Annotated in this window: 14 protein-coding genes; 8 read left to right on the top strand and 6 right to left on the bottom strand. The window is 42.1% G+C overall.

The window, feature by feature from the left end:
* Positions 1-15: 15 nt before the first annotated feature.
* Positions 16-1,161 (top strand): hypothetical protein, encoded by a 1,146-nt coding sequence (locus tag MTO98_RS13270; protein WP_243487132.1) that lies wholly within the window; start codon positions 16-18, stop codon positions 1,159-1,161.
* Between the two features lie 134 nt (positions 1,162-1,295).
* Positions 1,296-2,741, top strand: coding sequence for a DNA/RNA non-specific endonuclease (locus MTO98_RS13265; protein WP_243487131.1), 1,446 nt, complete (start codon positions 1,296-1,298; stop codon positions 2,739-2,741).
* 651 nt (positions 2,742-3,392) lie between these two features.
* On the opposite strand, the gene MTO98_RS13260 is transcribed toward MTO98_RS13265, so the two are convergent.
* Positions 3,393-4,286, bottom strand: coding sequence for an SMP-30/gluconolactonase/LRE family protein (locus MTO98_RS13260; protein WP_243487130.1), 894 nt, complete (start codon positions 4,284-4,286; stop codon positions 3,393-3,395).
* Positions 4,287-4,497: 211 nt separating this feature from the next.
* Between MTO98_RS13260 and lysS the strand changes: the two genes are divergently transcribed.
* Both lysS and MTO98_RS13250 read left to right on the top strand, forming a co-directional pair.
* Positions 4,498-6,219 carry a lysine--tRNA ligase gene (lysS, locus tag MTO98_RS13255; protein WP_243487129.1) on the top strand — a complete coding sequence of 574 codons (1,722 nt, stop codon included), beginning with the start codon at positions 4,498-4,500 and terminating at the stop codon, positions 6,217-6,219.
* A gap of 244 nt (positions 6,220-6,463) precedes the next feature.
* Complete coding sequence (locus MTO98_RS13250) at positions 6,464-6,682, top strand: hypothetical protein (protein WP_090527160.1); 219 nt, start codon at positions 6,464-6,466, stop codon at positions 6,680-6,682.
* Positions 6,683-6,739: 57 nt separating this feature from the next.
* Here the strand turns inward: MTO98_RS13250 and MTO98_RS13245 are convergent, their stop codons facing one another.
* A complete protein-coding gene (locus MTO98_RS13245) occupies positions 6,740-7,288 on the bottom strand; it encodes a DUF2892 domain-containing protein (RefSeq protein WP_243487128.1) in 549 nt (182 codons plus the stop codon).
* A gap of 72 nt (positions 7,289-7,360) precedes the next feature.
* Between MTO98_RS13245 and ung the strand changes: the two genes are divergently transcribed.
* Positions 7,361-8,038: a uracil-DNA glycosylase gene (gene ung, locus MTO98_RS13240; protein ID WP_243487127.1), complete on the top strand. Its 678-nt coding sequence runs from the start codon at positions 7,361-7,363 to the stop codon at positions 8,036-8,038.
* A gap of 189 nt (positions 8,039-8,227) precedes the next feature.
* On the opposite strand, the gene MTO98_RS13235 is transcribed toward ung, so the two are convergent.
* Complete coding sequence (locus MTO98_RS13235; protein ID WP_022832833.1) at positions 8,228-8,698, bottom strand: Lrp/AsnC family transcriptional regulator; 471 nt, start codon at positions 8,696-8,698, stop codon at positions 8,228-8,230.
* A gap of 130 nt (positions 8,699-8,828) precedes the next feature.
* Here MTO98_RS13235 and MTO98_RS13230 point away from each other — a divergent pair, with 130 nt between their 5' ends.
* Genes MTO98_RS13230 through smpB form a run of 3 tightly spaced genes read left to right on the top strand, consistent with a single transcriptional unit; the run spans position 8,829 to position 11,856 of the window.
* Positions 8,829-9,479, top strand: a complete 651-nt coding sequence (locus tag MTO98_RS13230; RefSeq protein WP_243487126.1) for a metal-dependent transcriptional regulator — start codon at positions 8,829-8,831, stop codon at positions 9,477-9,479.
* Positions 9,476-11,377, top strand: coding sequence for an Nramp family divalent metal transporter (locus MTO98_RS13225; RefSeq protein ID WP_243487125.1), 1,902 nt, complete (start codon positions 9,476-9,478; stop codon positions 11,375-11,377). Before MTO98_RS13230 ends, MTO98_RS13225 begins: the two co-directional genes overlap by 4 nt.
* Positions 11,378-11,403: 26 nt before the next feature.
* Positions 11,404-11,856, top strand: coding sequence for an SsrA-binding protein SmpB (gene smpB, locus MTO98_RS13220; protein ID WP_121224698.1), 453 nt, complete (start codon positions 11,404-11,406; stop codon positions 11,854-11,856).
* Between the two features lie 85 nt (positions 11,857-11,941).
* On the opposite strand, the gene MTO98_RS13215 is transcribed toward smpB, so the two are convergent.
* The 3 genes from MTO98_RS13215 to MTO98_RS13205 all read right to left on the bottom strand — a co-directional run bounded on the left by MTO98_RS13215 (position 11,942) and on the right by MTO98_RS13205 (position 15,638).
* Positions 11,942-12,601: a protein-L-isoaspartate(D-aspartate) O-methyltransferase gene (locus MTO98_RS13215; RefSeq protein WP_243487124.1), complete on the bottom strand. Its 660-nt coding sequence runs from the start codon at positions 12,599-12,601 to the stop codon at positions 11,942-11,944.
* 180 nt (positions 12,602-12,781) lie between these two features.
* Positions 12,782-14,347, bottom strand: a complete 1,566-nt coding sequence (locus tag MTO98_RS13210) for a dihydrolipoamide acetyltransferase family protein (RefSeq protein ID WP_243487123.1) — start codon at positions 14,345-14,347, stop codon at positions 12,782-12,784.
* Between the two features lie 43 nt (positions 14,348-14,390).
* Entirely contained in the window at positions 14,391-15,638 is a 1,248-nt protein-coding gene (locus MTO98_RS13205) for a competence/damage-inducible protein A (RefSeq protein WP_243487122.1), read from the bottom strand.
* Positions 15,639-15,643 lie beyond the last annotated feature (5 nt).

Genomic DNA, 15,643 nt, shown 5'->3' with positions numbered 1-15,643 from the left:
TTTTATTTATCCCAAATGAAAAAGATATCTAATATACTGGTGCTGGCAGCCCTTGCTTTATCGGCCTGCCAAAAACAACCGGTTATTCCTAATACAATGCCTTTGCATAAGGCCAAGCTAACACAAACAATGGTTGCGGCCGATTATAAAAAGCTTGATACTTCATCATATGGTTATAAAAACGGCGTTTTTCAATCAGAGGATGATGCTAAACAAACCATTCCGGCGTTGCTTGCCACCGAATACCCACGTGTTGATGACGGCTCAACTGCCGATATAACTTTCAATGTGGGTACTCCACAGGTTAAAGTTGCCGACAGCGTTTACAGTAATGTGGCTTACACACTTACAAATGCAGATTACCTGCTGTTGCCAGGCAATAAATTCACCGATTTCAGCGCTGCGCAAATACTTTCATGGCTAACTTACTGGCCCAAAACGGCTAATCCTAAAGCAAACCAACTGGCTGTACTTACATTTAATTATTATGCCGGCAGTGTATCGGTACAAACTTATGGTTACCTGTATTTGAACAATGCATGGCAGCAAATCTACTTATTGTCGCCTGCTCAATACGCTTCAATCGGCCGTTCAAGTCATAATGAATTTGTAGCTACAGATGCAGGCAGCGTCAACACTTATATTAATGCACTATTAAAAGCCGACCTAACTGCATCAACAACTGCCAAAGTTGGCGACATTTTATATGTGAGCTATAATTACTATGATGGCACCGATTATCAAAAAGTCACTGCATTTGCATTTGATGGCAACAATTGGGTTGCCGGTTCTACCCCAAGAACCCTGTCATTTGAACGCGCAACAGGTAAATGGGTTGTAAGCAGCACCGTTAGCTACACGCTGGTTAAAGACGATTACACTTATATTGGCACCCAAACCACAGCAGGCACACAGGCCGCAAGGGATAACGTTGCCAAGTTCCCTGACTTTAACATTAGTGCCGCTACCGACGCTACATTCTGGAGTGATGCCGACTTAAATGCTGCTATGATAGCGGTATTAACGGAGAAATTTAAAGCTACTGCGCTTCCAAATCAAAAATTTGTGGTTACCTATGTTGTTTACAGCTTTGGCAAAACCTCAAACACAAGCAAAACTTTTGTATTCGACGGAACAAACTTCGTAGTTCCTCAATCTTAATACCTTACAGAAACAGGCCCCGGTACATTAGCCGGGCCTGTTTTCTATCCCCCTAAATCTTTCCGGTTAAAAAAAATTGGCGCAGTGTAAACGCATTGGCTGTGCTTTGTATTTATCTATCGTAAAAAACAATTATGAAAATTAACAACCTGCTTATTGGCCTGGGTTTAGCTTTAACCTTTGCCGGATGTTCAAAAGACACCAAAATGTCGCCTGCGCCGCCTAAAAACGGCGATACCACAGTTGTAACCCCTCCCGCCCCTGTTCCTTATACCATTACTGAGGATCTGGAAGCTTCAACTAAAACACAATATGCTGCAGCCGATGTTAACACAAGCACCGGCAGCTGGAATTTTAACAATGCCCTTGTTGGCGATCTTGATGCTGATTTAAAAGATGGCACGCACGCTATCCGCATGAAAACAGGCGTTGTGACCATGAATTTTGATATTAAGGGTGTGACAACTTTTTCATTTAAACATGGCAAATACGGTAAAGATGCTCAATCAACAATACAGGTACTGATGTCTACCGATGGCGGTGCTACCTTTACGCAAATGGGCAGTGATATCATAGAAAATAACACCACCCTTGTAACCGATTCATTTAAGGTTACAGCAACTGCAAAAGTGCGTTTCCAAATTAAAAGTACCACAACCAACCGCGTTGATATTGATGATATCACCTTTAAGGGAACAGGAGATCCGGGCATAACTGTTGGTACACCTGATACCGGTGCAGGCGATACCGCCGGCGGTTCAAGTGCATCAACCCCGCGTGACGTTACCGCCGGTACCGATGCCCCTCCTGCAAGCGGCGATAACAGCAACCTGCTTTTCGGTAATCCATCAAACGCACTTTCAACACTGGCCTCTAAGGATAATTATTTAATAGATCAGAAGTATTATGTAGAATCATACAACTCAACAAAAGGCGAGCCTAACTGGGTTAGCTGGCACCTTGATGCTACAAATACAACCAATGCTACCGCCCGTTTAGATGATTTTGCCGGCTGGAGCGGGCTACCTGCCGGTTGGTACCAGGTGGAGAGCAACAGTTATTCGGGCAGTGGATTTGACAGGGGGCACAATTGCCCGTCGGCCGATCGTACAAGTTCAACCGGCGCTAACGCTTCAACCTTCCTGATGACCAATATGATACCGCAGGCACCGCAAAACAATCAGCAAACCTGGGCTAACCTTGAAAATTACCTGCGCGAACAAGTAGTTGCCGGCAATGAGGTTTATATCATTATGGGTAGCTATGGCACAGGAGGTACAGGTTCAAGCGGTGCTGCCAGCACCATTAATGATGGTCATGTAAACGTGCCAAGCAACGTTTGGAAAGTTGCCCTGATCATACCAAAAGGTGATGGTGATGTGGCAAGGGTCACTGCTTCAACAAGGGTTATTGCGGTAAACACACCTAATATCAACACCATCAATTCTGATTGGACCAAGTATATTACCACTGTTAAAGACATTGAAACGGCAACAGGTTATACCTTGCTATCAAGCCTGCCAGCTTCGGTTAGGACAGCGCTTGAAGTTAAAGTGGATAACGGCGCTTCAGGATCTTAAAAGCTAATTTGAACAGAAAAGCCGGGGGTACTCCCCGGCTTTTCTGTTGGCATTTTTTGGGAATAATATCGTTAAATCCACTTGTAATAATTTTTCTCCTATTTATAGCTGAAATTTAAAATTTGGAAAAACGACTTGTATTTCAATGGAGAAAATCGCAATAATTACTTGATTTTTTTAAAAGCATTTAAAGCTATAAGTTCTTGTTAATTATGAACTTGTGATTTTTGTTTAGTTTTTCGGGAAAGCACATTTCGACTTTAGGCTGGTCAGTTGGAGGGTCAATACTATTGTTGTAATAGGTCTAAAACCCGCTTTCAAGTAATTTAAATCAACTTTCTTCAAGAATATATACTTTGAATTTTACTACATATGGTTTTAAATTTTGTAACATCTGGTTTTTACCTTCTTAGAGGGTGTTCAGTTTTTTAAAAACGGGTGTTCAGCTTTCGAAAACCAAATATCGCAACTTGTTGACTATCAATAACAAATTGTTCAAGTTAGCCTGTCAGGTGTTTTCTAAATTTTATAACAACTTGATAATCAAGAAATAAAATTCCTGCAAAAACAACAAGTGTTCACACTTTTAAAAGCTGAACACCTGTTGTTTTGCGTTTGTATTGCTGATACTGGTAGTATAAGAGGATGGGATCAATCCACTCCTTTTACATTCATTTTTAAAATGTAAACCGCTTTCGAGGCCGTCATAAACAGTATGTCTTTATTTTTACCGCCGAAGCAGATGTTGGCTGTCCAGGGTTCGTTAATATCTATGTGTCCTATCTTTTCGCCTTTAGGGTTAACAATGGTTACGCCTTTGCCGCACATATAAACATTGCCATGCTCATCTATGGTCATGCCATCGCAGCCCATAGCTATGAACAGGGTACGGTTAGATAGGGTGCCATCTTTATTGATATCATAACGATAAGTTTTATTATCGCCGATATCGGCAACATACAAAGTTTTTCCATCCGGCGTGCCTACAATACCATTAGGGCGTACAAATTTATCATCAACTATTACTGCCGGCGCTTTTCCTTTTGCCAGGAAGTATAGTTTTTCTCCGTCGAGGTCGGTCTTTTTGCGTGTCCAGTAATCGCGCTGATAATAGGGATCTGTTATGTAGATACCTCCGTCAGGGCGTACCCAAACGTCATTAGGGCCATTAAATTTATGTCCCTGGTAGTCTTTCAATAAAACTGTTACTTTGCCTTTCGGGCTGATAGACCAAAGCTGATCATCAGCATCGGCACAGCTGATGAGATTGCCTTTTTTATCAAAATACATCCCGTTTGAGCGGCCTGCACTATCAAGGAAAACGGACAGCTTGCCATCGGTATCATATTTCCAGATCTTGTTATTAGGCTGATCGGTGAAAAACACATTGCCTTTCTTATCTACGGCCGGCCCCTCGGTAAAAGAGAATTGTTTGGCAATCAATTGTGCTTTGGTATTAGGATCGTACAAATTAGTTTCCGTTTGGGCTAATACCCTGGTCGATAATGCCGATATCAATAAGATGAGAGCAGGTAGTTTTTTCATGGTTTATGAAGTGCTATAATGGTTTTGCTAAAGTAATATGTTTTTAAGACTGATTATTTTACAGGGGTAAAATATTTGATACAAGTAGTGGATTTGTATGGTGTCCAACTTTTCTCTATCCCATCTACCCCTTCAAAACCAATCAAATATTTGATTAAAAAGATCGATAAAAACGCTACTTTTGCACCTTTATTAAAATACCGTACATCACATGAGTATTGCATTATCCGAACAGGAGATTATTCGCCGCGAATCCTTACAACAGTTACGTGCACTGGGTATTAACCCTTACCCTGCCGAAGCTTTTAATGTTAACGCCTGGGCACAGGATATAGCCGATAATTTTAAGGATAAACCCGAGGCCTACCAGGATGTTGTAATTGCAGGCCGTATCATGACCCGCCGTATCATGGGCAGCGCTTCGTTTGCCGAGTTACAGGATTCAACGGGTCGTGTGCAGATCTATCTTAAACGCGATGATATTTGCCCTGATGAGGACAAAACTTTATATAATACCGTATTTAAAAAGCTACTTGATATTGGCGACTACGTTGGCGTAAAAGGCTACGTGTTCATCACTCAAACAGGTGAAATTTCGGTTCATGTGCGCGAACTCGTAGTGCTTTCAAAATCATTGAAACCGCTACCGGTTGTTAAACGTGAGGACGATGGCACCATTCACGATGGTTTTACCGATCCTGAACTGCGTTATCGCCAGCGTTATGTGGATTTAACTGTTAATCCCGATTACAAACAGATTTTCATCAACCGCTCAAAAGTGATCAGCGCCATGCGCAATTACTTTAATGGCCAGGGATGGATGGAGGTTGAAACCCCAATCCTGCAGCCTGTACATGGTGGTGCAGCGGCCCGTCCGTTTGCTACCCACCATAACACGCTTGATATGCCGCTGTTTTTACGTATAGCTAATGAGCTTTACCTGAAAAGGCTTATCGTTGCCGGCTTTGATGGTGTTTATGAGTTTGGTAAAATGTTCCGTAACGAGGGCATGGACCGTACCCACAACCCTGAGTTTACCGCCATGGAAATCTATGTAGCCTATAAAGACTATATATGGATGATGGCCATGGTTGAGGAATGTCTGGAAACCGTTGCAAGGGCAGTTCACGGCATCCCGGTTGTGCAGGTTGGTAACAATGAAATTAATTTTGCTGGCCCGTACGAAAAACTGTCGATGTATGATTCGATCCTGAAATATACAGGCATTGACGTATCTGCCATGGACGAAGCCGGTCTGCGCGAAGTTTGCAACGAATTAAAAATAGAGATCAACCCAAGCATGGGTAAAGGCAAGCTGATCGATGAGATCTTCAGCGCTAAAGTTGAACATCACCTGATCCAGCCTACTTATATTACCGACTACCCTATCGAAATGACGCCGCTTGCCAAAAAGCACCGCACTAAAGACGGACTGGTTGAGCGTTTTGAGCTATTTGTAAATGGTAAAGAAATTGCAAACGCCTACTCTGAGCTAAACGACCCTATCGATCAGCGCGAGCGTTTGGAGGAGCAGCTGATATTAGCCGGTCGCGGTGATGATGAAGCTATGGCCATGGATGACGACTTTTTACGCGCCCTTGAATACGGTATGCCGCCAACATCGGGTTTAGGTATCGGTATCGACAGGTTAGTAATGCTGATGACAAATCAGAGCACCATCCAGGAAGTATTGTTCTTCCCGCAAATGCGCCCTGAGAAAAAAGCTAAAGTTGCTACTGCCGATGATTTTATAAACATAGGCGTACCTGCCGAATGGGTACCCGTATTAAATAAAATGGGCTTTAACACCGTTGAAGAACTAAAAGCAGGCAACCCTAACAAGGTGTTCAATGATCTTGGCGGCATGCGTAAAAAATTAAAACTGGATATTACTATGCCAACTAAAGACGAGGTAATGGCTTGGTTTAATTAAACCTTGACTTTTAGGATTACCATGATATTTTAAAAATGGCCTGCACAAAGCAGGCCATTATAGTTTTGCATCTTATCAAGAAATCCTTCAATCAAGCGAATCAGGGTTTCCATAAAAAGATCAACGCAATCAGCGTAATCTCTCTAATCAGCGGTTATAATTTCTTAACAAAAGCTTAAAAAAAATAATACTTTCATTTAAAAAGAGTTAGCTATCATTGTAATAAACACATATTACAAATATCATGACCAACTCAATATTGGAGATCACCGAAAACGAATACCTGATCAAACTTAACAGGAGCAACTTCAACCTGTCGTTCATCAGGAGTTTATTGAAACTTGTTGAAGTGGCCAACCCGTCTGAAGAATCTGAATATTCATCATACACAGACAGCTACGTTCAGCCTTATCAAAACCATTCGGCTACGCCTGATTATTTCAGCGCCATTGAAGAAAAATAAAAGGGACGCGATTTTCGCGTCCCTTTTATTTTTTATTCCTTTTCTCTTTATTCTCTTTTAGAACTGGCGATATCCGCCCCTTACTACCTGCTTATCCATCTGTGCCAACTGGCCTTTCATCATCTTGATTTGTTCGGTAAGTAATTTGTTCTTATCATCCTTTGATGCTTCTGATAAATACATTTGCGCTTCGCGCTTATTGCGTTTTGCCATTGAAATACCAGCCAGGCTTAACTTAGCCAAAGCCGTATTGTGCGACATTTTCATACCCAGCGACAAAGCTTTCTTGAAATATTTCTCTGATTTCATCGGGGCCTTACGTGATTCAATCAAGCCGATTAACAAATTGTAATAACCATGCTGGTTTTTGTGCAGTTGTTTTTCGTAATCGGTAATTTTCAATAACCATTCTTCTGATTTTTCAGAATTTTCCTTACGTAAAAAATACTGGGCAATGATCATGTTTTCGTTAAAGAAGAAGCTAAGCAGAATAATGCCGCCCATTAACAAAACCAAAATCCCCCATCCCCAAAAACCGAATGCACATAGCGCAACCGCAGCACCCATCACTACACAAGCAATAACTAACCGAACAATATTTGACATAATTTTGTGATACTAATATTAGCGCAAATATCTGTTTATTTGTACGCTTAACCAACTTCTATATAAATATTTATGGCGATTGCATTACCACCATCATGGCTCGGGGTTTTACAACAGGAATTTGATAAACCTTACATGATAAAACTCAGGCAATTTTTAAAAGAAGAGCAACAATCAGGGCAGATTGTCTACCCTAAAAACAGCGAGATCTTTAATGCTTTTAATACTACACCATTTGATGATGTAAAAGTAGTAATATTAGGGCAGGACCCTTATCATGGCGCTCATCAGGCACATGGGCTCTCATTCTCAGTGCAAAAAGGAATTGCCATTCCGCGCTCATTAAGTAATATATATAAAGAACTTCAATCTGATATACCCGGATTTAAAACACCTGCGCACGGCAACCTCGAAGAATGGGCCAAACAGGGTGTATTATTACTGAACGCCACCCTAACGGTAAGGGCTGCTAATGCAGGATCGCATCAAAAAAGAGGCTGGGAGGAATTTACCGATGAGGTGATCAAAACCATCTCGGATAAAAAAGAAGGCATTGTATTTATACTATGGGGTGCATTTGCTCAATCAAAAGCTGTTTTGATTGACGAAAAGAAACATTTTATTATCCGCTCTCCCCACCCCTCGCCTTTCTCGGCCGATCGCGGCTTTTTCGGCAGCAAACCTTTTTCAAAAACCAACGAGATATTAAAAAAAGAAGGTAAAATAGAGATTGACTGGCAAATACATTAGGCGGTTAGAGTCAAGACTGTAAGAAACAAGAGTCAAGAACCAGGAGAAAGAACCAAGACGGCAAGAGTCAAGAATCAAGATTTAAAAAGTCTGAAAATAAAAAGAGTCAAGAAATGAAAGATAACTAATCCTTGTTCTTGACTCTTGTTTTTTATAGTCTTGAATCTCTTCCTGAGTCTTGACTCTTATCTAATATTCCAGCGGCACTATCGGCTCTTTTTTACTGGTTGACATGATCATCATTGTCTGGAAGGTTTTTACCACGGTAATGCGGCTGATCTTTTCCATGATCAATTGTTCATATGATTTAATGTCGCGTACGTATACCTTCAGCAGAAAATCACACTGACCAGTTACGTGATGACACTCGGTAACTTCTTTGATATTCTTGATCTCATCCAAAAAAGTTTGAATAGTGTTTTTCTGATGAAAATCAAGCGAGATCTGGATAAAGGTTTTGATACCTAATCCTAACTTTTCTTCATCTACCAGGGCGTGGTAGCTTTTAATGTATTCGGCGTTCTCAAGTTTACGCACGCGTTCAAGAGTAGGTGCTGGCGAAAGCCCTATCTCGTTAGACAGCTGAAGGTTGGTTATCCTTCCGTTTTCCTGTAAAATCTTGAGTATCTGTAGGTCTATTTTATCTAATTCGGCGGCCATAGTTGTATGCAAATATAGTATTTTCCTCGCTTCGCAAAATTTAATTTTTCTTTAAAGTACTTCAACGAAAACATATTTCCTAACGTTTATTTTTTTAGATTAGTCTAAATTTTTTATTAGATTTGTTTAAATGAATACTTTAGCCGAGGAAAATTACTTAAAAGCCATCTATCATCTTGCTGTAAATGATGGAAATGCAAGTACAAATCAAATAGCTTCCTCGCTAAATACCAAAGCATCTTCGGTTACCGACATGCTGAAAAAGCTTGCCGATAAAGCGCTTATTAACTACATTCCGTATCAGGGCGTAAACCTCACTCCTTCCGGTGAAAAAATAGCAATAGGCATTATCCGTAAACACCGGCTATGGGAATATTTTTTAGTGGAGAAACTTAATTTTAAATGGGACCAGGTACACGACCTTGCCGAAGAGATGGAACATATCTCATCTCAGGAACTTATTGACCGCCTTGACGAGTTTATGGGCTATCCCAAACATGACCCGCATGGCGACCCCATACCGGATTGTAATGGCCGGTTTGATACGCACGAATTAAAACCGGTGTCGACAATGACAGCTAATCAGGGCGGCGTTATATCCGGCGTACGTGACCATAGTTCATCCTTTTTACAATACCTCGATAAAAAACAGCTTACCATCGGCTGCAAAATAGTGATCACCGATATTATTGAATATGACCATTCGGTAGTGGTGCAAACAGGCAATAAAGAAGTACACATCAGCCGTGAGGTAGCCAATAATCTGCTTATAGCCCTATGAATAATACACACAACGAATCTTTAGGCAACGTACACGGATCTGTAACCACCGAAAACAAAACGGGCTGGCGTAAGTTGATGGCTTTTCTGGGCCCGGCTTACCTGGTAAGTGTTGGCTATATGGATCCCGGAAACTGGGCAACGGATATTGCCGGTGGCAGTGCTTTTGGATACAAACTGATCTGGGTGTTGTTCGTATCTAACATGATAGCGTTGCTCCTGCAATCGCTGGCCGCCAGGTTAGGGATAGTGCGCGGGCTCGACCTCGCGCAGGCCTCCAAAAATGCTTATCCACGTTTCGCAAACTTTTGGTTGTATATATTGGCTCAGATAGCAATCGTAGCATGTGACCTTGCCGAAATCATCGGTATGGCCATTGGCTTAAAGCTGCTGTTTCACCTGCCGTTGATCTGGGGGGTATCGCTTACCATTACAGATACAGTACTGATGCTCTATCTTATGAATAAGGGCATGCGCAAGCTTGAAGGCTTCATTATTTCAATGATTTTTATAGTAGGGCTCTCCTTTTTGGTTGAAATGTTTATTGTTAAACCTGATGTAATAGAGGTAGCAAAAGGCTTCATTCCCGGCAACCTGTTTAAAGGTGACAAGATCAGCCAGCAGATGCTTTATATAGCTATTGGTATCATTGGGGCAACAGTGATGCCCCATAACTTATACCTGCATTCCTCGCTGGTACAAACCCGCAAAATAACCCGTACGGAAGAAGGTTTCAGGGCTGCTATTAAATTCAACCTTTTTGATACTGTTATAGCCCTCAACCTGGCATTTTTTGTAAATGCAGCTATTTTAATATTAGCGGCAAGTGCCTTTTTCAGGAACGGCTATTTTGAAGTAGCAGAAATTCAGGATGCGTTTAAACTGCTCGAGCATATTTTCGGTGCCATAGCGCCTACTTTGTTTGCCATAGCGCTCATCGCATCGGGCCAAAGCTCAACCATTACAGGTACGCTTGCCGGGCAGATCATTATGGAAGGGCACATTAACCTGCGGATAGAACCCTGGTTACGCCGTTTGCTTACCCGCATACTGGCTATTGTCCCTGCCGTGTTTACCATATTATATTACGGCGAGGAGGGCCTGGGGAAACTGCTTATTTTAAGCCAGGTTGTACTAAGTCTGCAATTGGGTTTTGCGGTAATCCCGCTGATCCATTTTACGTCCGACAGGAAAAGAATGGGCAAGTTTGCTATCAACTTCCAGACAAGGGCATTGGCCTGGGCAAGCGCATTATTAATTGTTGCCTTAAATGCCAAACTGGTATATGAGCAAATTGGCGATTGGGTAAAAGGAACCTCATCACCAGTATGGATCTATGCTATTGTGGTTCCGATTGTTATTGGGATAGCGATATTACTGATCTATGTATTTATACGTCCGCTGTTGTTTAAACATTATGACCGGCCTGCTATTGTACCACATGGCATAGCCAATGCCATAACCGAGCTTGACGCAATTACTTATAGTCACATTGCCATAACAATAGATTTTTCAAAAAACGACACCGAATGCCTGCGCCATGCCATTATGCAGGGCGGTAAAAAGGCTGATTATACATTGATACATGTTGTTGAAACAGCAGGCGCCCGTTATTACGGCGGCCAGGTGATGGATAATGAAACCCAGGTTGACTTTGATAATCTCGACAAGTACGTGTGTACCTTAAAAAAACTCGGTTATAATGCTCAGGGACAAATTGGCTACGGCAACCCGGCCGGTGCCATTGCCGAAATTGTGAAAGACCAAAAAGTTGATTTTATAGTAATGGGTTCGCACGGACACAAAGCGTTGAAAGACCTTATATTTGGAACAACCGTAAATTCCGTAAGGCACAAGGTTAACGTGCCGGTGCTGGTGGTAAAGCCACAGTCAAACTAATTTTGTAAGTTTACGGTCTGATAATTATGAGCGAGGATAAGATCTACATAAAAAACAAAAAAGCCTACTTTGAGTACCATATACTTGATAAATACGTGGCGGGCATACAACTGCTGGGTACCGAGATCAAGTCGATAAGACAAGGGAAGGCAAATATTAATGACGCCTTTTGTACTTTCATTAACAACCAGTTATACGTACGTAACCTGCATATTTCTGAATACTCATTTGGCTCATTCTATAACCATGAAGCCAAACGCGACCGTATTTTGCTGTTGAATAAAAAAGAACTCAAAAAACTTCAAACCAGAGGCGAAGAACGCGGGTTAACTATTGTGCCGCTGGCATTATTTATCAGCGAGCGGGGCTTTGCCAAATTAGAAATTGGCCTTGCCCAGGGTAAAAAGACATTTGATAAACGCGAAACATTAAAAGAACGCGATACCAAGATAGAACTGGACAGGGTGATGAAAAGGTAGATTGATTTGGGAATTGAGATTTTCGATTTCGGATTTGCTTTTAAATTCTTAATTCCAAAATCGAAAATTCGAAATCCCAAATTCCTTACCAGGCTTTATCCCCTACCAACGGCACAAACCTAAAAGTGTCGAGCACAATCTTTTCATAATCGTTATCGCCAACCTTTAATATAGTCACCATTTTTTGGGTTTCTTCATCTCCAACCGGGATAACCAGGATGCCGCCTATATTGAGTTGCTTTAACAAAACCTCCGGTACTGTTGGTGCTCCGGCAGTCACAATGATCTTATCATAAGGTGCATATTCGGCTTTACCAATAGAGCCATCGCCCAACAGAAAATGAGCATTATATCCCATTTCGTTAGGCAATACAAATTTGGTGCGGTGATACAGCTTTTCCTGCCGCTCAATAGTATAAACAGTAGCGCCAAGTTCAAGCAGGATACAGGTTTGATAGCCCGAGCCTGTTCCTATTTCAAGTACTTTATCGCCTTTGCGAATGTGCAGTAGTTCGGTTTGGTAGGCCACAGTATATGGCTGCGATATGGTTTGCCCCTCGCCTATCGGGAACGCAATATCCCTGTAAGCCTGGTTCCAAAAAGTTTCATCAAAAAAGTAATGGCGTTTTACCTTATTAATAGCCTCTAAAACGTGTTCGTCACCAATTCCCTTTTTTCTTAAAACATCAACCAATCTTTTACGGGCGCCCTGTTCGCGGTAATTATCAATATACTTATAAGCCATTTTCGATAGCAAAGTTAACACGAATTTTCACACAATTTTCGCTACAGGCATGATTTAAGGTATGGTTATATTTATATGCTTCATTAGTAAAAAATTAAAATTCAAATTTCATATGGTAATCCCTAAAACAAAGAACGCCGGGCAATTTACCCGGCGTTCTTTGTTTTATATAGCGAAGCGTTATACTTCCCTGCTGCTATCCCATTTCTCTAAATAATCGGCCACACGCCTTACAAAGGAACCACCCAAGGCACCATCAACTACGCGGTGATCATATGATAATGAAAGGAACATCATATGGCGTATGGCAATCATATCGCCTTCTTTTGTTTCAATAACGGCTGGTTTTTTCTTAATGGCACCAACAGCCAAAATAGCCACCTGTGGCTGGTTAATAATAGGTGTGCCCATTACGTTGCCAAACGACCCAACATTGGTGATAGTAAACGTACCTTCTTTTACATCATCGGGTTGGAGCTTACCATTACGTGCGCGGTTTGCCAGGTCATTAACCGCCTTGGTTAACCCAACAAGATTAAGTTCATCGGCCTTTTTAATTACCGGCACTATGAGGTTGCCGCTTGGCAATGCCGTTGCCATACTGATATTGATAGCCGCTTTCTTGATGATCTGGGTACCATTTACTGATACGTTGATCATCGGGAAGTCTTTAATGGCTTTCACTACGGCTTCAATAAATATAGGCGTGAAGGTTATTTTTTCGCCTTCGCGTTTTTCGAAGCTGTTCTTTACTTTTTCGCGCCATAATACCAGGTTGGTAACATCGGCTTCAACAAATGAGGTAACGTGGGGCGATGTCTGCTTGCTCATCACCATGTGGTCGGCAATTAAGCGGCGCATCCTGTCCATCTCTATAATTTCATCGGTACCGGATACAGAGGCCGCCGCAACAGGCTGTTGCTCTATAGCCGCAGCTTTCGGCACCTCTGCTTTTGCAGGTTCTGCAGCAGCGGGAATCACTGGTTTAGATACAGGTTCAGGATTCTGCACGGGCGCTTTTGCAGGCTCGGCAACTGGCTGCGCTTGTTTAACCGGCTCAACAGTTTTTGCCGGCTCAGTATATTGAGTGCTGACAGGAGTAACTGACGGTTGCGCACTTTTAGCAACAGATGATGTTTTTGCCTGCAGATAGTTCAGCAGGTCATCTTTAGTTAAACGGCCTTCAGAACCGGTTCCGGGAATGCTGTCAAGCTCATCAATGCTGATGCCTTCCTGAGTAGCAATGTTTCTTACAAGCGGTGAATAAAAGCGCCCTTCAGATTTAAACGAAGGAACTGCCGGTGAACTTTTTTGTTCAAGCTGATCAATACCCGGGATACCCGCAAGGTTTTCAGATACAACTCCATTTAGTTCAGGTTCAGGAGTTTTTTCAACCTCTTTAAAATCAACCGTTTCGTGATAAGTTGTGTTTGCCGCTTTCGGTTCGTCAACAGGTTGCTGAGGAGCTTCTTCCGGCTCAACAGCTACGGGTGCAGTTTCAGGCTCATCAGTTTCAATGATAGCTATAACCGCGCCAACCTGTACAATATCGTTTTCCTGATACAGTTGTTCAACTAACTTACCTGCTACAGGCGAGGGCACATCAGAGTCGACTTTATCGGTAGCAATTTCCATCACCGCATCATCGGCATTTACCTTATCACCCGGATTTTTCACCCATTTGATAACGGTTGCCTCAGCAACACTCTCTCCCATTTTTGGCAATAACAGTTGGTATTTGGCCATACAGTAGAATATAGTTTAACCCCAAAATTATGTATTTAAATCTTTACTTTTTAATTTCAGTAAGCAAAGTATTCAACATTGACAGGGCCATCACTGCACTTCGTTCAATGTTTTGGCGGCGTTTGCTGCCAAATGTGTATTTCTTTATCAATGACATCCCTTTCCCTGCAGCTGCAATCCACACAGTACCAACGGGTTTGTCTTCTGTGCCGCCGCCCGGGCCGGCTACGCCTGTAATAGCAACGGCAAAATCCGACTTAAAATTTAACAGTGCACCTTCAACCATTTCTTTTACAGTTTCTTCGCTAACTGCACCGTGCTGCCACAAAGTTTCGTTCTTTACCCCCAAAATACTCTCCTTTAACTCATATGAGTAAGATACAGCACCGCCTAAAAACACATGCGATGAACCCGGATGCAGGGTAAATAAATGCGAAAGATAGCCACCGGTGCAGCTTTCGGCCACCGATAAAGTAAGACCGTTATTTTCCATCAAATCAAGAATTGCTTTTTCGAGCGGGATATCCTGATCAATAACAAACGGCGATCCTATCCGCTCAATAAACCGGGCGGCAAATGCGTCAACTTCTTTTTGCAAAGCGGCCTGGTTTTCGCCAAAAGCGCTTAGGCGTAAACGTACCTGGCCCAATTTAGGCAGATAGGCCAGCTTAATGTACGGTGGCAGGTCATTTTCTATATCAGCTATTCGTTCGGCCAGGAATGATTCGCCTTCACCAACGGTTAGTAATGTTTTATGGATGATAACAGGAAGCTTCAAAGTAGCCTTCAATTTTGGCAGCACCTGCTCTTCCATCATATACATCATCTCAAACGGAACGCCCGGCATAGACATATAGATAACACCATTATGGTCAAACCACATCCCTGGAGCGGTGCCATTTTCATTAAGTACAACCTCACAATTTGCCGGTACAAGGGCCTGCTGTTTATTAACCTCTAATAAAGGGCGGTTATATTTGGCAAAAATACGCTCTACATTGGCAAGGGCTTCCTGGTTTTCAACAAGCTCTACACCAAAATATTCGGCCAAAGTTTTTTTAGTAATATCATCTTTAGTGGGGCCAAGGCCACCTGTAATAAAAATAACATTGGCCCGGTTAGCAGCCTCGGCCAATGCTTTCAGGATATGTTCTTTATCATCGCTTACTGATGAGATTTGTTTTACCCTTACACCTATTTTATTAAGTTCGATTGCCATCCAGGCCGAGTTGGTATCAACAATCTGTCCGATAAGTATCTCGTCGCCAATGGTTATTATTTCTGCCAGCATTTTTA

Source organism: Mucilaginibacter sp. SMC90, assembly GCF_022811725.1.
GTDB lineage: Bacteria > Bacteroidota > Bacteroidia > Sphingobacteriales > Sphingobacteriaceae > Mucilaginibacter.
The sequence above is the reverse complement of the archived record's forward strand: the minus strand, read 5'-3'. Positions and strand labels throughout refer to the sequence as shown.

What these genes read in the sequence shown, in the direction of transcription:
- MTO98_RS13270 (WP_243487132.1), top strand. Translation starts at nt 16, where the DNA reads ATGAAAAAGATATCTAATATACTGGTGCTGGCAGCCCTTGCTTTATCG.
- MTO98_RS13205 (WP_243487122.1), bottom strand. Translation starts at nt 15,638, where the DNA reads ATGCTGGCAGAAATAATAACCATTGGCGACGAGATACTTATCGGACAG.
- MTO98_RS13225 (WP_243487125.1), top strand. Translation starts at nt 9,476, where the DNA reads ATGAATAATACACACAACGAATCTTTAGGCAACGTACACGGATCTGTA.
- MTO98_RS13210 (WP_243487123.1), bottom strand. Translation starts at nt 14,347, where the DNA reads ATGGCCAAATACCAACTGTTATTGCCAAAAATGGGAGAGAGTGTTGCT.
- smpB (WP_121224698.1), top strand. Translation starts at nt 11,404, where the DNA reads ATGAGCGAGGATAAGATCTACATAAAAAACAAAAAAGCCTACTTTGAG.
- lysS (WP_243487129.1), top strand. Translation starts at nt 4,498, where the DNA reads ATGAGTATTGCATTATCCGAACAGGAGATTATTCGCCGCGAATCCTTA.
- MTO98_RS13250 (WP_090527160.1), top strand. Translation starts at nt 6,464, where the DNA reads ATGACCAACTCAATATTGGAGATCACCGAAAACGAATACCTGATCAAA.
- MTO98_RS13230 (WP_243487126.1), top strand. Translation starts at nt 8,829, where the DNA reads ATGAATACTTTAGCCGAGGAAAATTACTTAAAAGCCATCTATCATCTT.
- MTO98_RS13245 (WP_243487128.1), bottom strand. Translation starts at nt 7,288, where the DNA reads ATGTCAAATATTGTTCGGTTAGTTATTGCTTGTGTAGTGATGGGTGCT.
- MTO98_RS13260 (WP_243487130.1), bottom strand. Translation starts at nt 4,286, where the DNA reads ATGAAAAAACTACCTGCTCTCATCTTATTGATATCGGCATTATCGACC.
- ung (WP_243487127.1), top strand. Translation starts at nt 7,361, where the DNA reads ATGGCGATTGCATTACCACCATCATGGCTCGGGGTTTTACAACAGGAA.
- MTO98_RS13215 (WP_243487124.1), bottom strand. Translation starts at nt 12,601, where the DNA reads ATGGCTTATAAGTATATTGATAATTACCGCGAACAGGGCGCCCGTAAA.
- MTO98_RS13235 (WP_022832833.1), bottom strand. Translation starts at nt 8,698, where the DNA reads ATGGCCGCCGAATTAGATAAAATAGACCTACAGATACTCAAGATTTTA.
- MTO98_RS13265 (WP_243487131.1), top strand. Translation starts at nt 1,296, where the DNA reads ATGAAAATTAACAACCTGCTTATTGGCCTGGGTTTAGCTTTAACCTTT.